This is a genomic window from Kosakonia sp. MH5 (assembly GCF_009935945.1).
Taxonomy (GTDB): Bacteria; Pseudomonadota; Gammaproteobacteria; order Enterobacterales; family Enterobacteriaceae; genus Kosakonia; species Kosakonia radicincitans.
Genome location: NZ_QODH01000001.1, coordinates 1,270,166 through 1,294,946, shown reverse-complemented (window position 1 = coordinate 1,294,946; position 24,781 = coordinate 1,270,166). Strand labels below are relative to the sequence as shown.

The 24,781-nt window shown below is 56.2% G+C and carries 25 protein-coding genes and 1 riboswitch; of the genes, 13 read left to right on the top strand and 12 right to left on the bottom strand.

Annotation, left to right across the window (positions count from 1 at the left end; translation table 11 throughout):
- Positions 1-119 precede the first annotated feature (119 nt).
- On the top strand, positions 120-1,040 hold the full coding sequence (locus tag DK872_RS06120) for an aromatic alcohol reductase (protein WP_161518124.1): 921 nt from the start codon (positions 120-122) through the stop codon (positions 1,038-1,040).
- Positions 1,041-1,063: 23 nt separating this feature from the next.
- On the opposite strand, the gene zinT is transcribed toward DK872_RS06120, so the two are convergent.
- Positions 1,064-1,708 (bottom strand): metal-binding protein ZinT, encoded by a 645-nt coding sequence (zinT, locus tag DK872_RS06115; protein ID WP_071920297.1) that lies wholly within the window; start codon positions 1,706-1,708, stop codon positions 1,064-1,066.
- Positions 1,709-1,932: 224 nt separating this feature from the next.
- Between zinT and mntP the strand changes: the two genes are divergently transcribed.
- From mntP to DK872_RS06100, 3 genes are all read left to right on the top strand, one after another.
- A complete protein-coding gene (mntP, locus tag DK872_RS06110) occupies positions 1,933-2,502 on the top strand; it encodes a manganese efflux pump MntP (RefSeq protein WP_035887205.1) in 570 nt (189 codons plus the stop codon).
- A 30-nt stretch (positions 2,503-2,532) separates the two neighbouring features.
- Positions 2,533-2,602, top strand: a riboswitch (Fluoride riboswitch).
- A 78-nt stretch (positions 2,603-2,680) separates the two neighbouring features.
- Positions 2,681-3,058: a fluoride efflux transporter CrcB gene (gene crcB / locus DK872_RS06105; RefSeq protein ID WP_007373413.1), complete on the top strand. Its 378-nt coding sequence runs from the start codon at positions 2,681-2,683 to the stop codon at positions 3,056-3,058.
- Positions 3,059-3,431: 373 nt separating this feature from the next.
- Complete coding sequence (locus DK872_RS06100) at positions 3,432-3,638, top strand: hypothetical protein (protein ID WP_072438115.1); 207 nt, start codon at positions 3,432-3,434, stop codon at positions 3,636-3,638.
- A gap of 424 nt (positions 3,639-4,062) precedes the next feature.
- Here DK872_RS06100 and DK872_RS06095 read toward each other — a convergent pair whose 3' ends face one another.
- Complete coding sequence (locus DK872_RS06095; RefSeq protein WP_007373416.1) at positions 4,063-4,347, bottom strand: SelT/SelW/SelH family protein; 285 nt, start codon at positions 4,345-4,347, stop codon at positions 4,063-4,065.
- A gap of 228 nt (positions 4,348-4,575) precedes the next feature.
- Between DK872_RS06095 and DK872_RS06090 the strand changes: the two genes are divergently transcribed.
- The 5 genes from DK872_RS06090 (at position 4,576) to DK872_RS06070 (ending at position 10,658) form a co-directional block, all read left to right on the top strand.
- On the top strand, positions 4,576-6,948 hold the full coding sequence (locus DK872_RS06090) for a TonB-dependent receptor domain-containing protein (protein ID WP_161518123.1): 2,373 nt from the start codon (positions 4,576-4,578) through the stop codon (positions 6,946-6,948).
- Positions 6,949-7,023: 75 nt separating this feature from the next.
- The gene (locus tag DK872_RS06085) at positions 7,024-8,076 is read left to right on the top strand and encodes a hemin-degrading factor (protein ID WP_161518122.1); all 1,053 of its coding nucleotides are present in this window, start codon (positions 7,024-7,026) and stop codon (positions 8,074-8,076) included.
- The gene (locus tag DK872_RS06080) at positions 8,073-8,891 is read left to right on the top strand and encodes a hemin ABC transporter substrate-binding protein (RefSeq protein WP_144134193.1); all 819 of its coding nucleotides are present in this window, start codon (positions 8,073-8,075) and stop codon (positions 8,889-8,891) included. Before DK872_RS06085 ends, DK872_RS06080 begins: the two co-directional genes overlap by 4 nt.
- Complete coding sequence (locus tag DK872_RS06075; RefSeq protein ID WP_007373420.1) at positions 8,891-9,886, top strand: iron ABC transporter permease; 996 nt, start codon at positions 8,891-8,893, stop codon at positions 9,884-9,886. Before DK872_RS06080 ends, DK872_RS06075 begins: the two co-directional genes overlap by 1 nt.
- On the top strand, positions 9,879-10,658 hold the full coding sequence (locus tag DK872_RS06070) for a heme ABC transporter ATP-binding protein (RefSeq protein WP_007373421.1): 780 nt from the start codon (positions 9,879-9,881) through the stop codon (positions 10,656-10,658). Before DK872_RS06075 ends, DK872_RS06070 begins: the two co-directional genes overlap by 8 nt.
- 22 nt (positions 10,659-10,680) lie before the next feature.
- On the opposite strand, the gene DK872_RS06065 is transcribed toward DK872_RS06070, so the two are convergent.
- The 5 genes from DK872_RS06065 to DK872_RS06045 form a co-directional block, all read right to left on the bottom strand.
- The gene (locus DK872_RS06065; protein WP_007373422.1) at positions 10,681-11,415 is read right to left on the bottom strand and encodes a proteasome-type protease; all 735 of its coding nucleotides are present in this window, start codon (positions 11,413-11,415) and stop codon (positions 10,681-10,683) included.
- Positions 11,416-11,444: 29 nt separating this feature from the next.
- Positions 11,445-12,266, bottom strand: coding sequence for a transglutaminase family protein (locus tag DK872_RS06060; protein ID WP_007373423.1), 822 nt, complete (start codon positions 12,264-12,266; stop codon positions 11,445-11,447).
- Positions 12,263-13,192, bottom strand: coding sequence for an alpha-E domain-containing protein (locus DK872_RS06055; protein ID WP_007373424.1), 930 nt, complete (start codon positions 13,190-13,192; stop codon positions 12,263-12,265). Before DK872_RS06055 ends, DK872_RS06060 begins: the two co-directional genes overlap by 4 nt.
- Positions 13,192-14,625, bottom strand: a complete 1,434-nt coding sequence (locus tag DK872_RS06050; protein WP_161518121.1) for a circularly permuted type 2 ATP-grasp protein — start codon at positions 14,623-14,625, stop codon at positions 13,192-13,194. The genes DK872_RS06055 and DK872_RS06050 overlap by 1 nt, the downstream gene beginning before the upstream one ends.
- A gap of 170 nt (positions 14,626-14,795) precedes the next feature.
- Positions 14,796-15,689: a DMT family transporter gene (locus tag DK872_RS06045; protein WP_072438126.1), complete on the bottom strand. Its 894-nt coding sequence runs from the start codon at positions 15,687-15,689 to the stop codon at positions 14,796-14,798.
- A 116-nt stretch (positions 15,690-15,805) separates the two neighbouring features.
- On the opposite strand from DK872_RS06045, the gene gcvA reads away from it, so the two are divergent.
- Positions 15,806-16,705, top strand: a complete 900-nt coding sequence (gene gcvA, locus DK872_RS06040; RefSeq protein WP_071920301.1) for a transcriptional regulator GcvA — start codon at positions 15,806-15,808, stop codon at positions 16,703-16,705.
- A gap of 100 nt (positions 16,706-16,805) precedes the next feature.
- Here the strand turns inward: gcvA and DK872_RS06035 are convergent, their stop codons facing one another.
- Genes DK872_RS06035 through DK872_RS06015 form a run of 5 tightly spaced genes read right to left on the bottom strand, consistent with a single transcriptional unit; the run spans position 16,806 to position 21,377 of the window.
- The gene (locus DK872_RS06035; protein ID WP_007373429.1) at positions 16,806-17,501 is read right to left on the bottom strand and encodes an ABC transporter ATP-binding protein; all 696 of its coding nucleotides are present in this window, start codon (positions 17,499-17,501) and stop codon (positions 16,806-16,808) included.
- Positions 17,494-18,276: an ABC transporter ATP-binding protein gene (locus DK872_RS06030; protein ID WP_007373430.1), complete on the bottom strand. Its 783-nt coding sequence runs from the start codon at positions 18,274-18,276 to the stop codon at positions 17,494-17,496. The genes DK872_RS06035 and DK872_RS06030 overlap by 8 nt, the downstream gene beginning before the upstream one ends.
- Positions 18,263-19,309 (bottom strand): branched-chain amino acid ABC transporter permease, encoded by a 1,047-nt coding sequence (locus DK872_RS06025; RefSeq protein WP_007373431.1) that lies wholly within the window; start codon positions 19,307-19,309, stop codon positions 18,263-18,265. Before DK872_RS06025 ends, DK872_RS06030 begins: the two co-directional genes overlap by 14 nt.
- On the bottom strand, positions 19,309-20,208 hold the full coding sequence (locus tag DK872_RS06020) for a branched-chain amino acid ABC transporter permease (protein WP_007373432.1): 900 nt from the start codon (positions 20,206-20,208) through the stop codon (positions 19,309-19,311). Before DK872_RS06020 ends, DK872_RS06025 begins: the two co-directional genes overlap by 1 nt.
- A gap of 32 nt (positions 20,209-20,240) precedes the next feature.
- Entirely contained in the window at positions 20,241-21,377 is a 1,137-nt protein-coding gene (locus DK872_RS06015) for an ABC transporter substrate-binding protein (protein ID WP_007373433.1), read from the bottom strand.
- A 554-nt stretch (positions 21,378-21,931) separates the two neighbouring features.
- Here DK872_RS06015 and dgcN point away from each other — a divergent pair.
- The 3 genes from dgcN to DK872_RS06000 are packed head-to-tail and all read left to right on the top strand — an operon-like array spanning position 21,932 to position 24,779.
- Complete coding sequence (gene dgcN / locus DK872_RS06010; RefSeq protein ID WP_007373437.1) at positions 21,932-22,933, top strand: N-acetyltransferase DgcN; 1,002 nt, start codon at positions 21,932-21,934, stop codon at positions 22,931-22,933.
- The gene (gene dgcA / locus DK872_RS06005) at positions 22,933-23,910 is read left to right on the top strand and encodes an N-acetyl-D-Glu racemase DgcA (protein ID WP_007373438.1); all 978 of its coding nucleotides are present in this window, start codon (positions 22,933-22,935) and stop codon (positions 23,908-23,910) included. The genes dgcN and dgcA overlap by 1 nt, the downstream gene beginning before the upstream one ends.
- Before the next feature lie 23 nt (positions 23,911-23,933).
- Positions 23,934-24,779 carry a D-amino-acid transaminase gene (locus DK872_RS06000; protein ID WP_007373439.1) on the top strand — a complete coding sequence of 282 codons (846 nt, stop codon included), beginning with the start codon at positions 23,934-23,936 and terminating at the stop codon, positions 24,777-24,779.
- Positions 24,780-24,781: the final 2 nt, after the last annotated feature.

Genomic DNA, 24,781 nt, shown 5'->3' with positions numbered 1-24,781 from the left:
CGATTATCCCATTTTAACGAACAGTCTAACCTGAATTTTGTACCTTATCGAAATCACGCCTTCGCCGTAATCTTTTCGCAGTGCAGTAAAACTGCCATCTGATTGAATGAGGACGTGAAATGGCTATACAGAACGAAAACGTATTGGTGCTTGGGGCGGGACAACTCGGCGCGGCGGTGCTGAACGTGCTGGTACCTGCCGTGACGCAGGCGCAGGGCACAGTTACGGTTGTGGTTTCGCCAGGCGCGTGGGATGAACGCGGCCATTTGCGATCGGCGGCACACCAAAAGTGGGTGGATCGCGGTGCGAGATTTATCGCTGTCGATATTGCGACCAGCACGGTTGACTCGCTCATCCCGCTGCTGGCGCAGTTTGATACGGTGATCAATTGCATGGGCTTTGTCGCCGGAACGGGTACGCAGCTTAAAATCACCCGTGCAGTGCTGGCTGCAGGTGTACGCCGCTATTTTCCATGGCAGTTTGGTGTGGATTACGACGTGGTGGGAAAAGGCAGCGGCCAGCCGGTGTGGGACGAGCAGTATGATGTCCGGGAACTGTTGCGGGCGCAAACCGGCACCGAATGGGTGATCGTGTCGACCGGTATGTTTACCAGTTTCCTGTTTGAACCAGCATTCGATGTGGTGAATCTGGAGCAAAAAACGATAAATGCGTTGGGCGGGTGGGAGACGCGGGTGACGGTGACTTCGCCTGCCGATATTGGTCGGCTGACTACCGCTATCTATCTGCATCAACCGCGCATTATGAATGAGGTGGTGCTGATTGCCGGGGAAACGCTCTCGTATGCCACGCTTGCGGATACCGTTGAAGCCGTAACCGGGCAGGCATTTAAAAGAGGCGTTTATACGCTGCCCGCGTTAGCGGATGCATTGCGCCTGCAACCGGAGGATCAAATGTGCCGCTATCGCACCGCTTTCGCCCGCGGCGAAGGGGTCTGGTGGCCGATGGAGCAGACCTGGAACGCCCGGCATCAGATAGCGACGCAGGACGTTAAAGGCTGGTTGCAGGCACATCTGGCGTAAACAGGCTGAATCACCCGCAGGCATCAATGGTGCAGCATTTCGTCTACGATCTGCGCTTTGTTCAAATTGTACGGATAGAAGGTCGGCCAGTTATCCATCTCTTTCAGCAGCGCTTGCTGGGATTCGTTGCCCATAAAAATATGGAAATGCAGCGACTGGCGCGGCGCAATAATGTGGTCGCTGAACTGCACAAATTTCGGTGCTTTTGACTGCGCGTCATTACATTCAAACAGATAGCGCACGCCTTTCTTGCCGGAGGTGTAGGTCAGAATTTTATAACCGGCGTAGTCATAGCGGCAGCGGGTGACCGTTTTGCCGGTGTGAAACTCAATCACGTTATTTTCAATGCCGATGGTATCGATGTTGGTCGCATAGCCTTTTTTGTAGTAAGCGCGGTACTCCTCCACCGTTTTGTCGCCGTGCTGCGCTTTTTTCTCCAGCACCGGATCGAGATCGCCATTCAGCAGATATGGGTTCAGCGATTGCCAGATCCCGTCCCAGTCGGACAGTGACCGATCCTTGACATCTTTATCGTCGATAATGCCTTCGCTGGCTTTGCGTTCCACCTCTGTCAGCGGCTTTCCGTGGTGATGATCGTGAGCCATGCTCTGTGTACTACCCAGTAATACGCCCATACCCAGAACAAAGGCGGATTTCTTCATGATCATACTGCGCTCCCTGATGATTTGTTATGTAATGAAATGTTATAATATAACAATATTAGAAATCATCAATGTGTGCAACATAGCTTCGGTTATAAAACATAGCATCATCTATATGTTTATGATAAATAAGTAATTTTTGCCTTTTTGTCGTTGCTGTGGCACCATTGCCGCTCTTTTCGCAGCGCAGTGTTTTTCCCCTCTGTTGAGGCGGTTTTAAAGGGTGAGCAATGAGTTTCTATGCAATGATTATTCTGGCCTTTGGGATGTCGATGGATTCCTTCGCTGCTGCCATTGGCAAGGGCGCGGTGTTACAACGTCCGCCCGTTCGCGAAGCGCTGAGAACAGGGTTGATCTTCGGCGTCATTGAGGCTATCACGCCGGTAATTGGCTGGGCTGCGGGGCTGGCCGCCAGTCAGTACATCATGCACTGGGATCACTGGATCGCCTTTGTGCTGCTGCTGGCGCTTGGCGCGCGGATGGTGAAAGAGGGGTTGAGTAAATCGCCTGACGAAAACGTTGAAGCCCCGCGCCGTCACGGTTTTTGGCTGCTGGTGACCACCGCCATTGCCACCAGTCTGGATGCGATGGCCGTGGGTGTCGGGTTGGCGTTTCTCAACGTGAATATCGTGGTGACTGCGCTGATGATTGGCCTTGCGACAACGATTATGGCGACTACGGGTATGCTGCTGGGGCGTTTTCTTGGCGCGGCGATCGGCAAATGGGCGGAAGTGCTCGGCGGCGTGGTGCTGATGGGTATCGGCAGTTTAATTCTGGTTGAGCACTTAGGCTTACTGTAACTTGCCTGCAGGGGCAAAATCATTAACAATGCGCCAGAAGGTGATGGCGTTCCACCTTACCCAACCGCTTCCTGGAGAAGCTGATGACGCCTGATATGACTCTTAAATGGAGGCATGTCAGGCGTTTTTCTTTTGTCCCTCCCGCATGCCTCAACGTGATGTATTGATGAGGAAAAACATGCTGAAGTCTTTATTTGCCGTCATTGTGGGTGGTTCCGCAGGCTGCGTTATCCGCTGGCTGCTCTCTCTACGTTTAAATGCGCTTTTTCCCAATCTGCCGCCGGGTACGCTGCTGGTTAACCTGCTGGGTGGCATGATCATTGGTGGCGCGCTGGCGTTCTTTACGCGCCAGCCGCATCTCGATCCCACCTGGCGATTGCTGATCACCACGGGCCTGTGCGGCGGCATGACAACTTTTTCAACCTTCTCGCTGGAGATTTTCGCGCAGTTGCAAACGGGAAATTATCTGTGGGCAATGACCTCCGTACTGGTGCACGTACTGGGCTCGTTGCTGATGACGGCGCTGGGTTTTACGCTGATTAACGCACTGTATTGAGACTGTATGCAGGGGAAGGTAAATATCTTCCCCTCTCTTTAACCGTAAAAATACCAGGACTATTGGCAACATTTTTATTTTAATCTTGCGAAGATGTTTTTTCCTATTTTTTTAATGGCGCTATGAGTGAGTATTGACTAATGCCACTAAATAAGCAGAATTAGGAACATTGACGCAACGGACATGCACGATATAGCCCGTAATAATTATTAAGAATAAGCGCTTTAGCAATATCAGTTGGTGGAAAAATCTGATAGCAGAAAATATTATATTTTTGATTTTTTTTGTTTTATTTGGCTTGCCGGGAAACGGTAAGCCAGAACGGTTCGCAGGCCAGGTTTTTCGCCATTTACATGTGAGTCTGGAGTGGTTGATGGGCAAAGAGCAAGAGAGTTACGGAATGCACGATTTTTTCAGAGGTGACACTTCTGGCCATGAAATGATTGAGCGCTATACGTATGTGAAAATTATTAATTTTGATGCGACTGACACGATTAATTTTGAGTTTTCGCCGTATCAAAAATATTTTATTTCAATTATGGCGAATCGCAAACCACCTGCCGAAAATAGCACTCAATAACTTCCATTACTGAATGTAAAAATAAATTTACTGGCAGTGCAGCGAACGCTCAATGTACTGCCCGTAATTGAATGAAAAACCCGAAAAAAGAACCCTCAGACACAGGAAATCCGCTCTGTGTCTGAAGGCATGCAAGTGCATCTTCGTTACTAACAATGAGCGTGCTAACAAATTGTAAAACGATGATCAGAATATCCCTGTAAAACAGGGATTTGTAATGAAAATAAAAGATCTTTGTGAATGAATATTTTCATCGTTAACACATTGAAATTATTGATAATCTGAACATATTTCATCCATTCTGACGTTTGAAACCCTGGTGTCGCATTTGCAGCCGCCCCTTGCGGGCGGCTTTTTTTTACCTGCTAAAACTTTTTATTGGTCGCAATGCGCATCATCAATGACTGCCTGCGCAGCTTGACGCTTAATCGCTTTTTTTCTCTACGTGCCCGAGCGGTTTTTCCGGGAAGCAGTAGTCGCGCACGCGGCGTTTTAACTCTGCAGCATCGGGAAAACCGCCTTCCTGCTTACGATCCCAGATGACTGTGCCATCGATATCAATCACAAAAATTCCGCCTGTGCCGGGGATCAGACGCACCGATCCGAGATCGGTACTGAACGTATGTAGCAGTTCTTGCGCCATCCAGCTGGCGCGCAGCATCCAGTTACACTGCGAGCAATAATGTAAAGTAATCGCCGGTTTGTTCATTTTCTCGTCCCTCCAAAAGGCGAATCAGACAGCAAAGTGTATGCAAAGTGCGGACACAAAGGTGAGAAATTTATGAATTCATTGCAAGTGATAATCATTATCATTACTATCTGAGCTCATAACATAACGATAACCTGCATTTTTGTCCTGACGTATTCTCGTTTCGTGGAACGACTGGAAGTAAGACGTGAGCCTGATACTAATAAATTCTAAGGCTTACAAAATATTATGTGTAAATCGCAACTTTCTCCGCGTCGCTTCAGGAAGCGCGTGGTGGTGACTTCATTACTCGCAGCCCTGTATCAGAACACCGCGCTGGCAGCGGATACCGATACCTCGACGACTACCGCAACGAATGCGAAACAGGATACGGCCGAACAGATGGTCGTTACGGCGCCTGCACCGGTGCTGAAAGCAGGAAGTAGCCATTCCGTTAGCGCACAGGATTTACAAAACAAAGGCGCGAAAGATTTCGGCTCTATCATGCGTTACGAGCCGCTGATTAGCGCGACCGGCGCAAGCGGCGGTTCTGGTAACGGCAAAAGTGGTTTTGACCGTGGTGGTTACACCGGTTACAACATTCGCGGCCTGGAAAGTAACCGCGTGGGAATTGATGTTGATGGCATTCCGCAGCCGGATGCAACCGGCCGTAGCTACGTCAGCCGCGCGGGCCTGAACACCTTCGGCATTGGCCGTGACTATATCGATCCGTATATGTACGGCAATGTGGATATTCAGTCCGGCGCGACGCCCACCGATCAAGCAAACACCTCGATTGGCGGCAACGTCTCCTTCCGCCCGAAATCACCGGACGATTATCTGCACCCGGGTAAAAACAGCTACTTTGGTTACCAGAGCGATTATGACTCCGCCGATCGTAGCTGGCACAACGGCGTGACCGGCGCGGCAGGGGATGAAACCCTGCGCGGTATCTTTGTTTATAGCCGCCGCGATGGTCAGCAAACCCGCAACAACAGCGGCTCCATTGATGCGTACCCGGCGAACTGGCACTCCGATGCGATGATGGCCTCCGGTATCTGGCAGCCAAACGATGAGCATAAACTGACCGGTACGCTGGATTACTACCACAAAACCAATCACACCCATTACGACTCATGGAACAGCAGCGGCAGCACCATCCTCGGCGACGCACAGCAAACCAGCCAGACCCGCCGCTGGGGCGTCAGCCTGAAAGATGACTGGACGCCAATGAACGACTGGCTGGACAGCATGTCCAGCAAAGTTTATTACCAGCACACCGAAGCGCATGACCGCACTTACATGCCGGACAGCACCACCGCCACCATGGAAACGGTGTACTCCAATTACGATACCGATACCTGGGGCATACAGAATGCGCTGGCGAAAACCCTTGGCCGCCACGATCTGAGCGCCGGTTTCAACGCCAGCACCACCAAAACCAAGCGTCCGTTTAACCAGTCGCCGGTGCCGAGTATCTACAGCGAAATCATGCAGCCGGAAGCGGACAGCAAAAGTTACACGCTGGGCGCATTCGTGCAGGATCAGATTAACTTCGATGCAGATGGCCACCATTTCGCCATCATTCCTGGCGCACGCGTTGTTCATCAATCAATGAAACCGGATAACCTCTCCAGTCTGACGGCCAACAGCACCGCGCTGGATGAGTCCGAAGTCTCCACTCTGTACGGGAAAAATTCCGACACCCAACTGTTGCCGTCGTTAACCTTCCAGTACGACATCACGCCGCGCCTGATGACCTACCTGCAATACAAACGCGGTGCCGAGTTCCCGAATGCCAGCCAGCTTTACGGCTCCTGGAACCTGGGTTCCAGCTATGCGGGTCGCCAGCAGTATGCGCTGATCGGCAACACTGATCTGAAAACCGAAACCAGCAATAACGTTGAATGGGGCATGAAAGGGGAGGTCACCGAAGGCGTTACGCTGCATACCGCGCTGTTCTACAACAGCTACAAAAACTTTATCGCATATACCCGTTATACGCGTGCCAATAACCCGGATAAATTCACCAACGTTCCGTCGAACATCTACACCACCTATCAGGCGGAAAACCGTGATAAAGCCTTTATCTACGGCGGCGAAATCAGCGCGAAATTTAACTTTGGCACCTGGTTTGAGCAGGTCGATGGTCTGAGCGCCACGCTGGCTTACGGTTACACCGAAGGGAAATCGAAATCCAGCTATATGGGCGACAAATACATCGATCTCGACAGCGTCGCGCCGATGAAAGCGATCGTGGGCGTCGCCTGGGACGATCCGGCGAAACGCTACGGTACTGCGCTGACAGCCACCTTTGTGAAAGGTAAACGCGCCACCGCCACCAGCCGCGAGTCTTACACCAATACCGGCTCCGCGATTAATGACTCCAGCACCGAGTATATGCGCGTGCCGGGTTACGGCCTGCTGGACTGGACGGCCTACTGGCGAGTGGCGAAACACGTGAAAATCAACGGCGGCGTTTACAACATTACCGACCGCAAATACTGGGACTACCTGAGCAGCCGCACCATTGAGGAGTCCACCAATCAGGATGCCTACGACAAAGCGCTGGCCGTCATGCCGGGCCGTACCTGGCAACTGGGCGTCAACGTCGATTTCTGATCGCGCATGCGGTCCAGGTCTTCATCCCCCGGTATCGCTGCCGGGGTTTTTAACATGATAAAGGAAGCGAATGCTATGCCTGTTTCGTCAAACGATTTTCTCGCAATTTGGCAGCAATATCAGACAATTAAATCGCAGGAGCCTGCTAAGTATGCCCGCGATATTGCCACCGGGATGGCGATCAGCGAAGCCGAATTAACCCAATCACGCGTCGGGCATGATGCCGTGCGCCTGAACGACGATATGCGCGGGCTTCTCGCCGCGCTGGAACTCGTCGGTGACACCAAATGCATCTGCCGCAACGAGTATGCGGTGCATGAACAGATGGGCCGTTTCACCAACCTGCATATCGGCGAACATGCCGGGCTGGTGCTCAACCCGCGCGCGCTCGATCTGCGCCTGTTTATTAATCAGTGGGCCAGCGCCTTTAGCCTGCGTGAGCAAAGCCCGCGCGGCGAACGTCAAAGCATTCAGTTCTTCGACCAGCAGGGCGATGCGGTGCTGAAAGTCTACGCCAGCGAACAGACCGATATGGCGGCGTGGAGCGAGGTGGTGACCCGTTTCACGGCGCAGGCCGATCTGCCGTTAGCAATTAGCAAAGCGGTTGCCGAACCGCACGCTGAAAGCGCCGATGGCGTCGCGCTGGATCAGGCATGGCGGGCGATGACCGATGTCCATCAGTTCTTCGGCCTGCTGAAAAAACATAACCTCTCGCGCCAGCAGGCGTTTCGCCTGGTGGGCGACGATCTGGCCTGCCAGGTCAGCAACGAAGCACTGCCGCGCCTGCTGGAGACGGTGTTACAGCAAGGCAATGAAATCATGATCTTCGTCGGCAACCGCGGCTGTGTGCAGATCTTCACCGGCGCGCTGGAGACGCTGACGCCGATGAAAGGCTGGATCAACATCTTCAACGAACACTTCACGCTGCACCTGCTTGAGAGAGGGATCGCCGAAAGCTGGGTCACCCGTAAACCAACCGCCGAGGGTCATGTCACCAGCCTTGAACTGTTCGCTGCCGATGGTACGCAAATCGCGCAGCTTTACGGCCAGCGTAGCGAAGGGCAGCCGGAACAGAGCCAGTGGCGCAGGCAAATTGATGCGCTGTGCAACGAAGGACAAACCGCATGAAAAAATTACTGATGCTGCTGGCGGCGCTGCCGCTGATGGCGAGTGCCGCTGCGGAAAGAGTGGTGACGCTCGGCGGTGATGTCACCGAAATCGTCTACGGGCTGGGCGCACAGTCGCAACTGGTGGGGCGCGACACCACCAGCACTTGGCCACCGGAGGCGAGCAAACTGCCGGATGTTGGTTATGTCCGCCAGCTCAACGCCGAAGGCATCCTGTCGCTGCGCCCGACCATCGTGCTGGCCAGCGAACAGGCGCAGCCGTCAACGGTGTTGCAAAACGTCGCCGGGAACAACGTCAAAGTGATCCCGGTTCCGGGCGGATATACGCCTGCAGCCATTGATAACAAAGTGGCGGTGATTGCCGCCGCGCTCGGTAAAACTGCCGAAGGCGAACAGTTGCGGCAAAACGTGGCGGCGCAAATCGCCGCGCTGCCGAAAACGGCGCTCAATAAGCGGGTGCTGTTTCTGTTAAGCCACGGCGGGATGGGCACGATGGTTGCCGGGCAGGAGACGGCGGCAGACGGTGCGATCCGCGCGGCGGGTTTACAGAATGCGATGCAAGGCTTTGCCCACTATCGCGCTCTTTCGCAGGAAGGGGTGATAGCGAGTCAGCCGGATCTGATTGTCATCTCCGCCGATGGCGTGAAAAGCATGGGCGGCGAAGCGAACCTGTGGAAACTGCCAGGCCTGGCGCAGACGCCCGCCGGACGGCATAAACAGTTGCTGATTGTCGATGATATGGCGCTGCTTGGCTTTGGTCTGCGCACGCCGCAGGCGCTGCGGGATCTGCGTAAAAAAGCGGAGCAATTACCCTGATGAGCCGCGCTGTTATTCGCGCGCTGTGGGGAATGCTGTTGCTGCTGCTCGGGTTGACGTTTCTGGCGAGCACGCAGGGTGCCATGCATCTGCCGCTCACCAGTTTGTGGCAGGCGGGCGACGAAGGTCTGCGCCAAATCTGGCTGACCATTCGCCTGCCGCGCGTGCTGTTGGCGCTGGTGGTCGGCGCGGCGCTGGCGCTCTCCGGCTGCGTGATGCAGGGATTGTTTCGCAACCCGCTCGCCGACCCTGGTTTGCTGGGGATCAGCAGCGGCAGCGCGCTGGCGGTGGCCTGCTGGCTGGTATTGCCGCTGCCGGTGCCTGCGCTGGTGGCGCTCTACGCACCGATGGTGGCGGCCTTTATCGGTAGCCTGGCGGTGATGGTGGTGATCTTCCTGCTCAGCAAAGCTCGCGACAACACGCTGTCGCGCTTGCTGCTGGTCGGCATCGCCATTAACGCCCTGTGCGGCGCGGCTGTCGGGGTGCTCTCCTGGCTGAGTAATGACGCCCAGCTTCGCCAGCTTTCACAGTGGGGAATGGGCAGCCTCGGCCAGGCGCAGTGGTCTACGTTTACCATCGCCGCCACGCTGATTGTGCCGTCATCGCTGGTGGTGTGGCGCGTTGCCCGTCAGCTCAATTTGCTGCAACTGGGCGATGAAGAGGCGCACTATCTCGGCGTCAACGTTCCGGCGCTGCAACGGGTGATGCTGTTGTGCAGCGCGCTGCTGGTGGCAGCGTCTGTCGCCATCAGCGGGATCATCGGTTTTCTCGGCCTGGTGGTGCCGCACCTGATGCGCATGTGGCTGGGGCCGGATCATCGCGCGCTGGTGCCCGGTTCTCTGCTAGCCGGGGCGATACTGCTGCTGATTGCCGATACCGCCGCCCGTACGCTGGTGGCACCGGCGGAGATGCCGGTAGGGCTGATTACCAGCCTGCTCGGCGCACCGTGGTTTTTATGGCTGATTTTTCGACAACGAGGAGCCGCGCATGGATAACACCTTAACCGCCGCGCATTTACGCCTGCAACGCGGGCAGCGCTGGGTGATTGATGATGTGTCGTTAACGCTGAACGGTGGTGAACTGGTGGCGCTGATTGGCCCGAATGGCGCGGGAAAATCAACGCTGCTGCGGTTGCTGACCGGTTATCTGCCCGCCGATGCGGGTACGTGTCAACTGGCCGGGCGCGCACTGGCTCAGTGGCCAGCAGAGACGCTCTCCCGCCGTCGGGCGGTGATGCTGCAACAAACGCAGTTGCGGTTTGACTGGCCAGTGGCGGCGATTGTTGCGATGGGGCGCGCGCCGTGGGGATCGCAGCGCGAAGCCGACGTTGTGCGTGAAGTGTTGACGCTGACTGGCTGCGATGAGCTTGCGCATCGGCGCTATGCCACGCTCTCCGGCGGCGAGCAACAGCGCGTGCAACTGGCGCGCTGCCTGGCGCAACTGTGGCGCGACAGCGCGCCGGAAGGCTGGCTGTTTCTCGACGAACCCACATCGGCGCTGGATCTTTACCACCAGCAACAGTTGCTGCGGCTGCTGAAAAAGCTCATCGCCAGCGGCAAATTACATGTCTGCGTGGTGCTGCACGATCTGAATCTGGCGGCACTGTGGGCCGATCGTATTCTGCTGTTGCATAAGGGAAGGCTGGTGGCGCAGGGTTCGCCGCAGCAGGTGATCCAGACGCCGGTGATTGCGCAGTGGTACGGTGCCGATGTGCAGGTGAGTGCGCATCCAGGCGGCGATGCGCCGCACGTTTTCCTCTGCGCATAAACCGCCCGGCGGCGTGCCGGGATCAGGGTTGAGTGGGAAAGGGTGTTAACTGGCGGAAGGTGTTGAGCAGCCCTTCAGACCAGGCTTTGCGGATGGCAATAAAATAGGGATCGCTTTCAATAATCCGTTGCTGTTCGCGGGCGTGAAAACTTTCGCGGCGGTAGATCATCACATCCAGCGGCATGCCGACGGAGAGATTGCTGCGCAGCGTGGAGTCGATCGAGATCAGCGCGCAGCACATCGCCTGCTCCAGCGGCGTATCTGGCGTTAACACCCGATCGATAATCGGTTTACCGTACTTGCTTTCGCCAATCTGGAAGTAGGGCGTGTCGTTGGTCGACTCGATAAAATTCCCTTCCTGATAGATATGAAACAGCCGGTGCTCTTCGTTGCCAATCTGCCCGCCCAGCAGCATATTACAGCCAAAGTTGGTGTTGCTGCCGTTTTGCTGCGCCTTGCTGTCGCGGTGGATAACTTCCCGCACCGTTTCGCCGATCAGCGTTGCGGCGTCGTACATGGTTTCGGCCTGCATCAGGTTGGGCGTCTGCTGGCTCTCAATACGCGAGGTCAGCAGACTGATAATGCTCTGCGTGGTTGCCAGATTACCGGCGGACTGGATCACCAGTACCCGTTCGCCTTCACGCTGAAAAACGTGAAGTTTTTTGAACGTCGCAATGTGATCGACGCCCGCATTGGTCCGGGAGTCAGAAGCGAAGACCAGCCCGTCGCACAGACGCATGGCCACACAGTAGGTCATTACCTCACCTTTCTACATAACAGTTAACGCTATTGCTGCTGAACCTGTTGCTGCTGTTGCGTAAACAGATTCACTTCAGCGGTGGAAAACAGCTCTTCGCAGCCGCCGCCCAAACGGCTGCCGCGCACCGGGCAGGCATCCAGATAATCCATCCCCACCGCCAGCCGCAGATGCTGGTTGAGCAGGCGGGTATTGTTGGTGATATCAAAACTGTGCCAGCGGTCGTTGATCCAGGCTTCCGCCCAGGCATGCATCGCCACGTGCTCGGTATCCCGGCTATAGACATAACCGCTGACATAGCGCGCCGGGATCTTCAGGCTACGGCAGCAGGCCAGAAACACATGGGTATGATCCTGGCAGACGCCTTTCCCTTTGGCGAATGCGTCCGCTGCGCTGTCCTGCACATGCGTCGCGCCGGGAGTATACGGCATTTTTAGCTGTAATTCCGCCATCAGCGATGTGAGGCTCTCTTCGGGCGCTGCTTCCCGGTAATAGCGGCTGGCAAAACCGCGGATCAGATCGTCCGGTTCCGTCAGCGGCGTGACGCGTAAAAAGACCAGCGGCGACAACGTTTCATCGCTGTTATCCTGGCTCTCTTCCACATTATCGGCGATTTCCACCACCCCTTGAGCGTGGATAAAAATCTCCTGGTGCGGGCTGTCCAGCGTCAGCACATGCATCAGGTTGCCATAAGCATCATGGGTGGCGACGGCCGAGGCGGGCAGCGTCAGTTTCCACTCGCTAACCTGCTGGCGCGCGGAGTTTTGCGGTGTTAGCCGCAGATACTGGGTGCTGAATTTCACCTCTTCATCGTACTGGTAATGCGTTAAATGGTTGATGGTGAGTTTCATATCGCCTCCAGATAAGTCTGGCGAATGCTGTCGGCCAGTTCGTTAATTTGAGTGAGGAAGTGGTTCAGCCAGTTTTGCAGCCCCTGCTCCATCACCTCGTCGAGGGAACCAAAGCGCAGCTCCACATGCAGCAGGTGCGCCCGTCGCAGCGGAACATGCGCCCGCGTATTACCGATCATCTCCAGTTGCTGTACCAGATCCGCCACGCAGGCATGCAGCGAACGGGGCACATCATTACGGAACACCAGCAGTTCGCTGACGGTTTCCCGGCTGATCGGCTGGCGGTAAATACTGTGATAGGCCTCGCGGGCGCTCACCGCGCGCAGCAGGGTGTCGAGGCGATAATATTCACGCACTGGATCCGGATCGTTGTTCAGTTGCTGATCTTTAAGCGCCAGCAGTTGGGCGGTGGCGTAGGCGCGCTCAATCAGCGTACCGACACGAATAAAACACTGCGCATCGTTGCGCAACAACGTGCCGAACATCGCGCCGCGAAACAGATGCGAGCGCTCTTTTACCCAGTCAAAAAAGGTATCAATACCGATTTTATCCACCCCGGACTGACGCAGATTGCGGATGTCGATACGCGTGGTGTTGATGCACTCCCACACTTCCGATGACAGGCTGCCGCGTACCGCATGGGCGTTATTCCACGCCATTTCAATACAGCTATAAATGCTGCTCGGGTTGTGGCTATCAAGGGCGAAGAAGTTCAGCAGGTTGTTCATGGAAAAGCGGGCGTAACGCTGCTGAAACAGCTCATGGGAAAAGGTGAGATTGAGCGGCAGCGCCAAATCGTGTTGCTGCTGGCGGTGGCGCGGCATCATTGACAGCTTCCAGGTAACATCCAGCACCCGGGCAAAGCTCTCTGCCCGCTCCAGGTAGCGGGCCATCCAGTACAGTTCGCTGGCTGTGCGGCTTAGCATCATTCATCCTCCTCCATCACCCAGGTATCTTTGGTGCCGCCGCCCTGCGACGAGTTCACCACCAGCGAACCTTCATTCAGCGCCACGCGCGTCAGGCCGCCCGGCACCAGGCGAACCTCTTCGCCAGAGAGCACAAACGGGCGCAGATCGATATGGCGCGGCGCCAGCCCCTCTTCGACAAAGGTCGGGCAGGTGGAGAGCGCCAGCGTCTCCTGGCCAATATAGTTGCCGGGGTTCGCCAGCAGCCGCTTGCGGAAATCCTCAATCTGCTGGCGGGTCGATTTCGGGCCGACCAGCATGCCGTACCCGCCCGCACCGTGAACCTCTTTCACCACCATGCTGTCGAGATGGGCCAGCACATAGTTAAGATCGTCGGGCTTGCGGCACTGCCAGGTGGCGATATTGCCGAGAATCGGCTCCTCGCTGAGGTAGAAGCGGATCATGTCCGGCACATAGGGGTAAATGGATTTATCATCGGCCACGCCGGTACCAATCGCGTTCGCCAGCACCACGCCGCCCGACCGGTAGACCGACAGCAGGCCCGGAACACCGAGCATCGAATCGGCGCGAAACGCCAGCGGATCGAGAAACGCATCGTCAATGCGGCGGTAGATGACATCCACCCGGCACGGGCCTTCAGTGGTGCGCATATAGACCGCGCCGCCTTTGACGAACAAGTCGGCGCTTTCTACCAGCTCAACACCCATCTGCTGTGCCAGAAAACTGTGCTCAAAATAGGCGCTGTTAAAACGCCCTGGCGTCATCACCACCACCGTGGGATCGTCCACCGGGGTACTTTCTCGCAGGGTTTGCAGCAGGTAGCCGGGGTAGCGCTCCACCGGCGCAATATGCTGGCTGGCGAAGAGATCCGGGTAGAGGCGCATCATCATCTTGCGGTTCTCCAGCATATAGGAGACGCCGGACGGGGTGCGCAGGTTATCTTCCAGCACGTAATAGCGGCCATCGCTGTTACGTACCATGTCGATACCGGTGATGTGAGCGTAAATATTGTTATGCAGATCCACGCCCTGCATGCAGGGCTGGTACTGCTCGTTCGCCAGAACCTGCTCGCGCGGAACAATACCGGCGTTGAGGATATTTTGCTGATGGTAGATATCGTACAGGAAAGCGTTCAGCGCTTTGACGCGCTGGCGGATGCCTTGATCGAGAGTGCACCACTCATGGGCCGGGATAATCCTCGGTACGCTGTCAAAGGGGATCAGGCGTTCGGTGCCTCCCTCTTCACCATAAACGTTGAAGGTAATGCCCACCCGGTGAAATAACAGTTCTGCCTGTTCTTTCTTTTGATGGATGGCGTGCTGGTCGGTCTGTTGAAGCCACTGCCACCAGGCATCGTAATGCTGGCGTTGACTGCCCTCTGCGCTGAGCATCTCATCGTAGTAAGGTGCTGTCGGAAGCGTTATTTTTATCATTGTCATCCCCTGCATTGCGCGTGTGAAGATTCTGTAAAAATGCAGAAAGCATGCCAGCATGGCTGGCAATGCGTTTTCGTGGTGAGTACAGGCGCAAATGCACCATTTTGAGGCGAAGCGCAGCGGCAGCGCGCTAAAGTGGTGTGAAGATAAGCGTAGCAGAACCTGTGCTAACGGCGTTTCGCGGCCGTCGGGCTGACCACCAGCCATACTGCCAGGCAGACAATCAGCGCGCCAATAAGAAACCCACCGTTCAGCGTTTCGCCCAGCGCTAGATAGCCCCACAGCACGGCAAACGGCGGGATAAGAAAGGTAACAGTCAGGCTGCGCAGCGGCCCGATATCGGCAATCAGGCGAAAATAGAGAATATACGCCACGGCGGTGCAGAGCAGGCCGACTGCCAGCACGCAGGCCCACACTGACGGCTGCGCCCAGTTGATGGTTGCGCCGCTGCTAATCGACCAGGCGCAGAACGGCAGCAAAAATAGCGTGGCGCCCGCTTGGCTGCCGAAGGCGACCAGCGTCGGATCCAGCCCGCCGCGCGCCGTTATCCAGTTGCGGGTGAGAAAACCGGCAACGCCATAACAGCCGGTCGCCACCAGGCACGCCGCCACGCCAGCGGCGACCTCCTGCACGTTGCGCATTTCACCGAGCGTGGTAATCGTCAAAATCCCCACCAGCCCGAGTACCACGCCCGCCCACTTTTTCCCGCTCAGGTGTTCGCCAAAAAACGCCACGCCCGCCAGCGCGCCCATCAACGGCGTGGTGGCATTGAGAACAGCGGAATACCCGGCAGGCAGCCAACGCGCGGCCAGGCAGTACATCAAAAACGGCAGCCCGGAGTTAATCACTCCAAGCAGCAGGGCCGCGCGCAGCTTACCGGAAAACTGAAACGTATGGCGAAATAGCGCCAGCAGTGCCGCCAGGCCAAGAAAGCCAAACAGCACGCGGAGAAAAGCGGTGTTAATGGCACCGAATTCCGGTGCGGCAATCCGCATAAACAGAAAGCTCGCGCCCCAGATGGCCGCCAGCATCATTAATCTCAGGTAATCAATGGCCCGCATTGTGCAACTCCTTGTGTTGCGTTTTTAACTAAAAATGTTTTACCCCGGTGGCATCAGGCTGACAAACCAGCATTTTTGCTACAGTTTAGTTGCACTTAATTATGCGGAGAGCCGCGATGACCCTACCGCCCCTGCAGGCGTTAATCTGTTTTGCTACCGTCGCCCGACATATGAGTATGAAAGCGGCGGCCGAGGAGTTATGCATTACCGCCAGTGCCGTGAGCCAGCAAATCGCCAGGCTTGAGGCGTGGCTGAATGTCCGGTTGTTTATGCGCGGGCCGCGCTTTCTGGCGCTGACGGCGGAAGGGCACATTTACCTGCGCGCTATTCAGCCTGCGTTTAACCAGATATCACAGGCCACGCAGCGGCTAATGGATAACGCCAGCCAGAGCAAAGTCACCGTCAGTTGCACGCCCGGCTTCGCCATTCAGTGGTTGTTGCCGCGATTGGGCGCTTTCGAAAAACTGCATCCCGGCGTGGAGGTGCAGATTAATACCACTAACCGGGTGGTCAATCTGAGCAATGAAGGGATCGATTTTGCCGTACGTCACGGCGCGGGTGTGTATCCGGGGCTTCAGTCGCACTGTCTGGTGAACGACCATCTGTTGCCGGTGTGCAGCCCGGCGCTGCTGGCGGAAAACCGTCCCGCTTCGCCGCGCGAATTACTGAATTACCCGCTGCTGCATGATGAACACCGGCTGGACTGGCGTTTGTGGTTCGACACGCAGGGCATACATGATGTGGATACCGATAAAGGCCCGGTATTTATCGATTCAAACGGTGTGATTGAAGCCGCACTGGCGGGCAGGGGCGTTGCGCTGGTGCGCCGGGTACTGGTGGCGGAGGCATTAAGCCGTGGGCGTTTGATCTGCCCGCTGGCCATTACCGTCGCTTCACCGATTGCCTATTACCTGGTGTACGACGAATCCGCCGTATTACAGCGGATGAGCCGGGATTTTCGCGACTGGCTGCTGGCAACGGCGGCCTCCGAGGAGCATCGCTGGCCGCAACCGTGATCGCACCGCCATGCCCGACAGCGCGAAGGCTTATCGGGCATGGCATTTATCGCGCCGGGTAAGGCGAAGCCGCTACCCGGCATCAAGCCACGAATAGAGTTTACCCGCCGAGATACATCTTTTTCACTTCCGGGTTGGCGAGCACCTCCTGCGCCGCGCCGGAAAGTACAATCTTGCCATTCTCCAGCACATAAGCGCGATCGGCGATGGTCAGCGCCGCGGTGGCGTTTTGCTCTACCAGCAGAATGGTGATGTTCTCTTCGCGCAACTGACGGATGGTGGTAAACAGCTCACCCACCACTTTCGGAGCCAGACCGAGGCTTGGCTCATCCAGCATCAACAACACCGGCTCACTCATCAATGCGCGGGCGATCGCCAGCATCTGCTGCTCACCGCCGCTCATGGTGCCCGCCATCTGTTTACGCCGCTCCTTCAGGCGCGGGAACAGGGTAAACATGCGGTCCCGCAGGCGGGTGAAGTTTGCGAGGTTGTTATACGCCCCCATACGCAGGTTTTCTTCGATGGTCAGGTTGGTGAAGATTTTGCGGCCTTCCGGCACCAGCGCCAGCCCTTTACGCACAATATGGTGCGTCTGGCTGCGCGAGATATCTTCATTGAGGAAATTCACCGTCCCGGTTGAGCGCACCAGGTTGATGATGCCGTTCAGCGTCGAGGTTTTTCCCGCGCCGTTGCTGCCAATCAGCGTCACAATTTCGCGGTCGTTGATCTCAATATCGATGCCTTTCAGCCCCTGAATGACGCCATAAAATACCTTTAACTCGCGGGCGCTAAGCATAACGTACCTCCCCCAGGTAGGCGGAGATCACCTCCGGATGTTGGATCGCCTCAGACATCAGCCCGCTAAACAGCGGTTTGCCATACTCCAGCACCATTACCCGTTCGCACAATGCGTTGACGAAAGGCATGTCATGTTCAATGAGCAGCACGCTCAGTTGATAATCCTTGCGCATGCGGAAAATCAGCCCGGCCAGATCTTCCGTCTCTTTCGGGTTCATCCCGGCGGCGGGCTCATCCAGCAACAGCAGTTGCGGCGCCGTTGCCAGCGCGCGGGCAATCTCCACTTTACGCTGGTTGCCGTAACTCAAATTGGTGGCCTGCAAATCGGCGTACTCGGCAATGCCGATATACTCCAGCAGTTCCATCGCTTTTGCCCGTGCGGCGCGTTCAGCCGGGAAGTAGCGGCCAATATGCAGCGCCGCTTCCAGCAGCGAATAGCGGCTGGCGTGATCCAGACCGACCATCACGTTTTCCAGCACCGTCATGGAGTTAAACAGGCGGATATTCTGGAAGGTCCGCGCAATACCGGCATTCACTACCTGGTTGGGCTTCAGCCCTTTGATCGATTTCCCCGCCAGCGTCACGCTGCCGCTGGTTGGTTTGTAGTTCGCAGTGATGACGTTAAACAGCGTGGTTTTCCCTGCGCCATTGGGGCCGATAAGGCCGAAAATCTCGGCTTCATCGACATGAAAACTGACGTTGTCGATGGCCCGCAACCCGCCGAACTGCATCACAATATCCTCGACTTGCAGGATGACGTTATTTGCTGTCATGACGGCTCCTTCTGCGCAACTGCCACAGCTCTTTTTTCCCCAGCAACCCTTCACGGGCGAACAACATAATCAGCAACAGCAGCAGTGAGAAGACCACCATCCGCAGCCCCGGATAAGAGCCAAGATCGTGACCGAACAGCGACAGCGGCTGGTCAAGGAAACGCAGCCATTCGCCGCTACCGACCACCACAATGGTGCCCAGCAGCGCGCCAGTGGTGCTGCCCAGACCGCCAAGCACAATAATGATCAGCAACTGGAAGGTGAGCATAAAGTCGAACAACCCCGGCGAAATGGTGGTCAGCAGCGAGGCCAGCAGGCCGCCGCCAATCCCTTCAAAAAAAGCGCTGGTGGCGAACGCGCAGGTTTTAATGCGGAAGGTATTGATGCCCATCGCAATCGCCGCATCTTCATCGTCGCGAATCGCCTTCATCATGCGGCCATACTTCGACCACACCAGTTGCAGGATCATCCCGGTTGCCGCCAGCGCAAACAGGCCGCACCAGAACAGCAGATGCGGCTGCTGGGGAATATCGTTCAGCCCAATCGCGCCGTTGGTGATTTGCGGGTTGTTAATGGCGAGGATCTTGATAATAAAACCGAAGCCAAGCGTGACAATCGCCAGATAGTCGCCGCGCACGCGGAAGACCGGAAACGCCAGACACACCGCCAGCACGGCCGCGCACACGCCGCTGATTAACAGCGCGGGCAGGAAGCTGGCGTGCAGCACCATAATAAACGGGCTGGGCGCCGCCATTTCGAACATATCCATTTTGCTGTCGCTGGAGAGAATAAACAGCGCGGTGACATATGCGCCAACGGCGACAAATCCGTTAGGCTCCAGCGAAAGCTGGCCGGTGACGCCGTTAATCAGGTTGTAGCTGACAGCGAGGATCATAAAGACAAAAACGGTGCTGATTACCCGCACAATGTAGTCGTTAAACAGCAGGTTAATCCCTGCCAGTAGCGCAATGGTGATAAGAATAATCAGCAGGTTACGCCCCTGCGCGGCAAGCGTCGTGGTCGGGTTCAACATCAGAAACGGCTCCTTTCCAGGCGTTCGTCACCCATGATGCCTACCGGGCGGAACAGCAAGACCAGAATCAAAAACATGAAAGCGAACGCGTCCTTATAGCCGCCAAGCTCGGGGAAAATGGCGACCGCGACCACTTCGGTAAAGCCGAGAATAAAACCGCCGAGCACCGCGCCAGTGACGCTGCCAATACCGCCAAGCACCGCTGCCGCAAAGGCTTTCAGGCCAATTAGCACGCCCATTAACGGGTCAATGGTTGGGTAGCTGATGGAGTAAAACACGCCACCCAGCGCTGCGAGGCTGCTGCCGAGGGCAAACACCAGCGAGATAATGCGGTTCGCGTCGATGCCCATCAGCCGCACGGTATTAACGTCAAACGCCACTGCGCGGATCGCCATACCATAACGGGTGCGATAGAGCAGCCAGAGGATCGCCAGCAACAGCAACACGGTGATCACCGGCACGATCCACGCCACGTTGGTAATGATGATGTGGCCGAAGGTCAGCGTTTTGTTGAAGTAGTCCGGCGCGGAGAAGAAGCGCGAACTGCCGCCAAACAGCACGTTGAACAGGTTTTCGAGAAAAAAACTGACGCCGATGGCGGTGATCAGCATCGAAATTTTCGATGCCTGACGCAGCGGGCGATAGGCGACCCGGTCAATGAACATGCCCAGCAGGCCGCACAAACCGAGGGTCAGAAAAATGGCTACCCCAAAGGGTAGCCCAATCGAGGAAAACAGAAACAGGGTGGCAAATGCGCCGACCATCATCACATCCGCGTGCGCGAAGTTGATCAGGCGCAGAACCCCGTAAACCATGGTGTAGCCGATAGCGATCAGGGCGTACATGCCGCCCAGACTCATGCCGTTGACTACCTGCTGGAGAAAAATGGCGCCATCCATTAAAAAACCTCTTATTAACAGCCGGTTACTGCTTACGGATTAACTACGGTTTTAAAGGCGAGCTGGCCATCTTTCACTTCGTTGATCACCGCACTGCGTACCGCATCGCCATCTTTCAGCGTCAGCGTACCGGTCACACCCTGGAAGTCTTTGGTGGCGCGGATTTTCTCGTTAACACAGACGCGATCGCGCGGGTTATTACACTGGTTCATGGCGTTGACGATCACGTTGTACGCATCGGCCGCCATCGCACCCCAGGTGTGGGTCGGGGTTTTGAACTTCTCTTCCCAGGCTTTGATAAAGGCTTCGCCAGCGGGCGTCTGCTCTTTGGCGTTCGGTGAGTAGTAATCGGTGGTCATATAGCCGTTGACCGCATCTTTACCCACTTCGAAAAATACCGGGTCCGCCGCCAGGCCATCGCCGCCCACGACCGGTTTGTTGAGACCGAGCTGTTTCGCCTGCACGGCAATCAGCGCGCCTTCGGTGTAGTAAATCGGCATGTAGATCATGTCGACGTTTTTCGCTTTCACGCTGGAGAGTTGCGCTTTGAAATCTTTGCTGCCCGATGGCGCCTGCACTTCGATAGGAATGGTGCCGCCGTTTTTCAGGAACTGGGTACGGAAGGCTTTCGCCAGGCCAACCGAGTAGTCGTTGCTGCTGTCAAACACGATGGCGGCGGTTTTAGCTTTCAGATCGCGGGATGCCAGGTTCGCGCCGACCACGCCCTGGAAGCTGTCCGAGAAGCAGACGCGGCTGACATACGGATGGTTGCGGGTAACACGGTCGTTCGTTGCCGTCGAAGAGACCAGCGGCGTTTTGGTGTCGTCGGCGATTTTCACCATCGCCAGCGTATTCGAAGAGGTCACTTCACCGATCACGGCATCCACTTTATCGCTGGACACCAGGCGTTGCATGGCGTTCGCCGCTTCGACTTTGTCACTCTTATCGTCGATGACGATAAGTTTAATGGTATCGCCGTTTTTCAGCGTCGGGGTGATGCTTTGAATCAGATCCAGACCTTTTTGTGAAGGCTGACCATAGCCGCTCAGCGCGCCGCTCAGCGGCAGCACCACACCGATTTTAATTTCTTCTGCCAGTGCACTGTGTGCGCCCGCCAGGCCGGAAATCAGTACGGCCATTAAAGAGACTTTCCCACCAAAACTCTTCATTGTTACCTCACGTCCGTCAGTTGATTGTTTATGTTTAACCATCAATTAATGCGCAACACTGGAATAACGAAGCGGCCGGAATACAGGAATTAACGGCCTGATGCTTTTGATTTATCGCATTTATTTAATAAAGGATTTGCCTGTTAATAACGATTTCACCATACATCCATTAATTAGATTTTTCTCATCCATTCTTCTTATAGATTTACCCGCCGTGATAGCACTGTTTTGGTTGCCTAAAATAGTGCAGGTGCGCCGTTGTGGTGCATGAATAAATAAGTGAGGTAGCGTGCAAAATATTTTCATGCCTGCGCTGTCTGCAATCGCCTTGTTTAAAGATAAAAATATTTTCAGTTGTTTTTTACAAACTCTTTGGCAGCATAAAAAACTGGATAATTGTAATAAATATGGTAATTAAGGCCTGCGTTGGCGGTGGTTGACAATAATAAAACCCTTGTTATTCTGCATTGGCAGTCAGTTTATTATTCCATTTTTCAGAAATGTTATTTCTGCGTTAATTATTTTATTCAGTCTTATCCTGAGGGGGATAAATAATGAATATTCAAAAACCCTATCTGCTTTTTTTAGGTGATGCGCACGATCAACTGGCGGCGAAAGTCGCGGAAGGAATTAAACAATGGCACCCGGAATATTGTGTCGGGCAATACCGTATGGCGAACTGTCATGCCAATTGTCAGTTGCCGGATATGGATATTGACGCAGCGGTAAAAGCGGGCGCAAAAACGCTGGTAGTCGGCGTCGCTAACCGCGGCGGTATTATTTCAAAAGAGTGGATTTCCATCCTCAGCCATGCGTTGGAAAGTGGGCTGGATCTGGCGGCGGGCCTGCATAATAAACTGGCTGATGTCCCGGAACTGAAGGCGCTGGCCGACCGTCTTGGCCGCTCGCTGTTTGATGTTCGCCACCCGACTCAGCAATATCCGGTCGCCAGCGGGCGTAAACGCAGCGGCAAACGTCTGCTGCCGGTTGGTACGGACTGCTCCTGCGGCAAGATGTACACGGCGCTGGCGATTGAAAAAGAGATCCTCGCCCGTGGCGGCAAAGCCACCTTCCGCGCAACCGGGCAGACCGGCATTCTGATTAGCGGCAGCGGCATCAGCGTAGATGCGGTTGTCTCGGACTTCGTCTCCGGCGCGGTGGAAACCCTCGCCCCGGATAACGACGCCGATCACTGGGATATCATCGAAGGGCAGGGCTCGCTGTTTCACCCTTCCTTTGCCGGAGTGACCACCGGGCTTATCCACGGCGCGCAGCCGGATGCGCTGGTGCTGTGCCACGAACCGACCCGCACACATATGCGCGGCGTTGACTATCCTGTACCGGATATTCTCGATTGCATGGCGCTGAACCTGAAAATGGCGCAACTGACGAACCCGAAAGCGAAATTTATCGGCATTTCCGTCAATACCTCGGCGCTGGATAAGGCAGAGGCGATTGCGCTGATGTCCTCCCTGCAGCAGCGCACCGGGCTGCCGGTGGTTGATCCGTTCCGTCAGGGCGTTGGCGCGCTGGTAGACGCGTTGGCGACGCTGTAATGGAACTCTCGGTAGCGCATGAGCGCTGGCCGCTGCGCCAGGCATTTACGATCTCGCGCGGCAGCCGTACGGCGGCCGATGTGGTGTCGGTAACATTGCAGGCGCAGGGCATTACCGGGCGCGGTGAATGCCTGCCTTACGCCCGCTACGGCGAAACTGTTGAGAGTGTGATGGCGCAGATTGAGGCGCTGCGCGGCGAGCTCGCTGCCGGAATGAGCCGCGAGCAGTTGCAGCAGCGGCTACCGGCTGGCGCGGCGCGCAATGCGCTGGACTGCGCCTTCTGGGACTGGCAGTGCAAACGCAGCGGGCAGAGCATCTGGCAACTGACCGGCAGCGGAACGCCGCACCATCTGCAAACGGCCTATACGCTGTCGCTGGATACGCCAGCGAAGATGCAGCAGGCGGCGCGGGAAAACGCCTGGCGTCCCTTGCTGAAACTGAAGCTGGCCGATGAGCAGGATATCGCCCGTGTGACGGCGGTGCGTGAAGGCGCACCGCAGGCGCGGTTGATCGTCGATGCCAACGAAGGCTGGAACGAGAGTATCTATTTACAGCAGGCGACGGCGCTGGCGGCGCTTGGCGTCTCGCTAATCGAGCAGCCGCTTGCGGCGGGGCATGACGCCGTACTGGCGCAGTTGCCGCATCCGGTGCCGCTGTGCGCCGATGAATCCTGCCATGATTCCGCCACGCTGGCGCAACTGGTGGGGCGTTATGAGTTTATCAATATCAAGCTCGACAAGACCGGCGGCCTGACCGAAGCGTTGCGCGTGCGGGCACAGGCACAGCAGCTTGGGCTGCAAATCATGGTGGGTTGCATGGTGGCGACATCGCTGTCGATGGCGCCCGCCGTGGTAGTTGCGCAGCAGGCCAGCGTTGTCGATCTCGACGGGCCGCTGCTGCTGGCGGACGATCGCCCGCACGGGCTGCATTATGATGGCAGCGAACTTTTTCCACCGACAGCGGCTCTGTGGGGCTGATGGCGAAGCGTAAGGAGAGAATAATGTCACGCACAGTGTATGTGAATGGCGAATACCTGCCGGAAGCGGCGGCGAAAGTATCGATCTTTGATCGCGGTTTTTTGTTTGCCGATGCCGTGTATGAAGTGACCGCCGTGGTGAATGGCAAGCTGGTGGATTTTGCCGGGCATTATGCGCGGCTGGTGCGCTCCTGCGGCGAGCTGGGGTTAACGCTGGCAGTGGATGAAAACGGCCTGCGCGAGATCCACCAGCGGCTGATTGTCGAAAATGCGTTGCAGGAAGGGGGCATTTACCTGCAACTGACGCGCGGTAACGCAGGCGATCGGGATTTCCATTTTCCGCCTGCCAGTACACCGCCGACGCTGGTGTTATTCACCCAGGCGCGCGCGGTGGTGGATCATCCGGCGGCCAGCAAAGGCATCCGTGTGGTGACCTGCCCGGATATTCGCTGGCAGCGCCGGGATATCAAAACCGTGCAGTTGCTGGCACCCTGTCTGGCAAAAGCCTTTGCCGAAGCGCAGGGCGCCGACGACGCTTTTCTGGTGGAAAACGGCTATATCACCGAGGGAAGTTCCTGTAACTGCTATATCGTGCAGGACGATAACACCGTGGTGACCCGCCCGCTGAGCAACAGCATTCTGCACGGCATCACCCGCAAAGCGCTGGTGAAGCTGGCCGAGGAGCACGGCGTAACGATCGAGGAACGGCTGTTTACTCCGGAAGAGGCGCGCAACGCCCGTGAAGTGTTTATCAGCTCGGCCACCACGTTTGTCTGGCCGGTGATTGCCGTTGACGGGCAGACCATCGGCGACGGTAAACCGGGGCCGATCACCCAGCTTTTGCGGCGGATCTATTTGCAGATGCTGTGAGG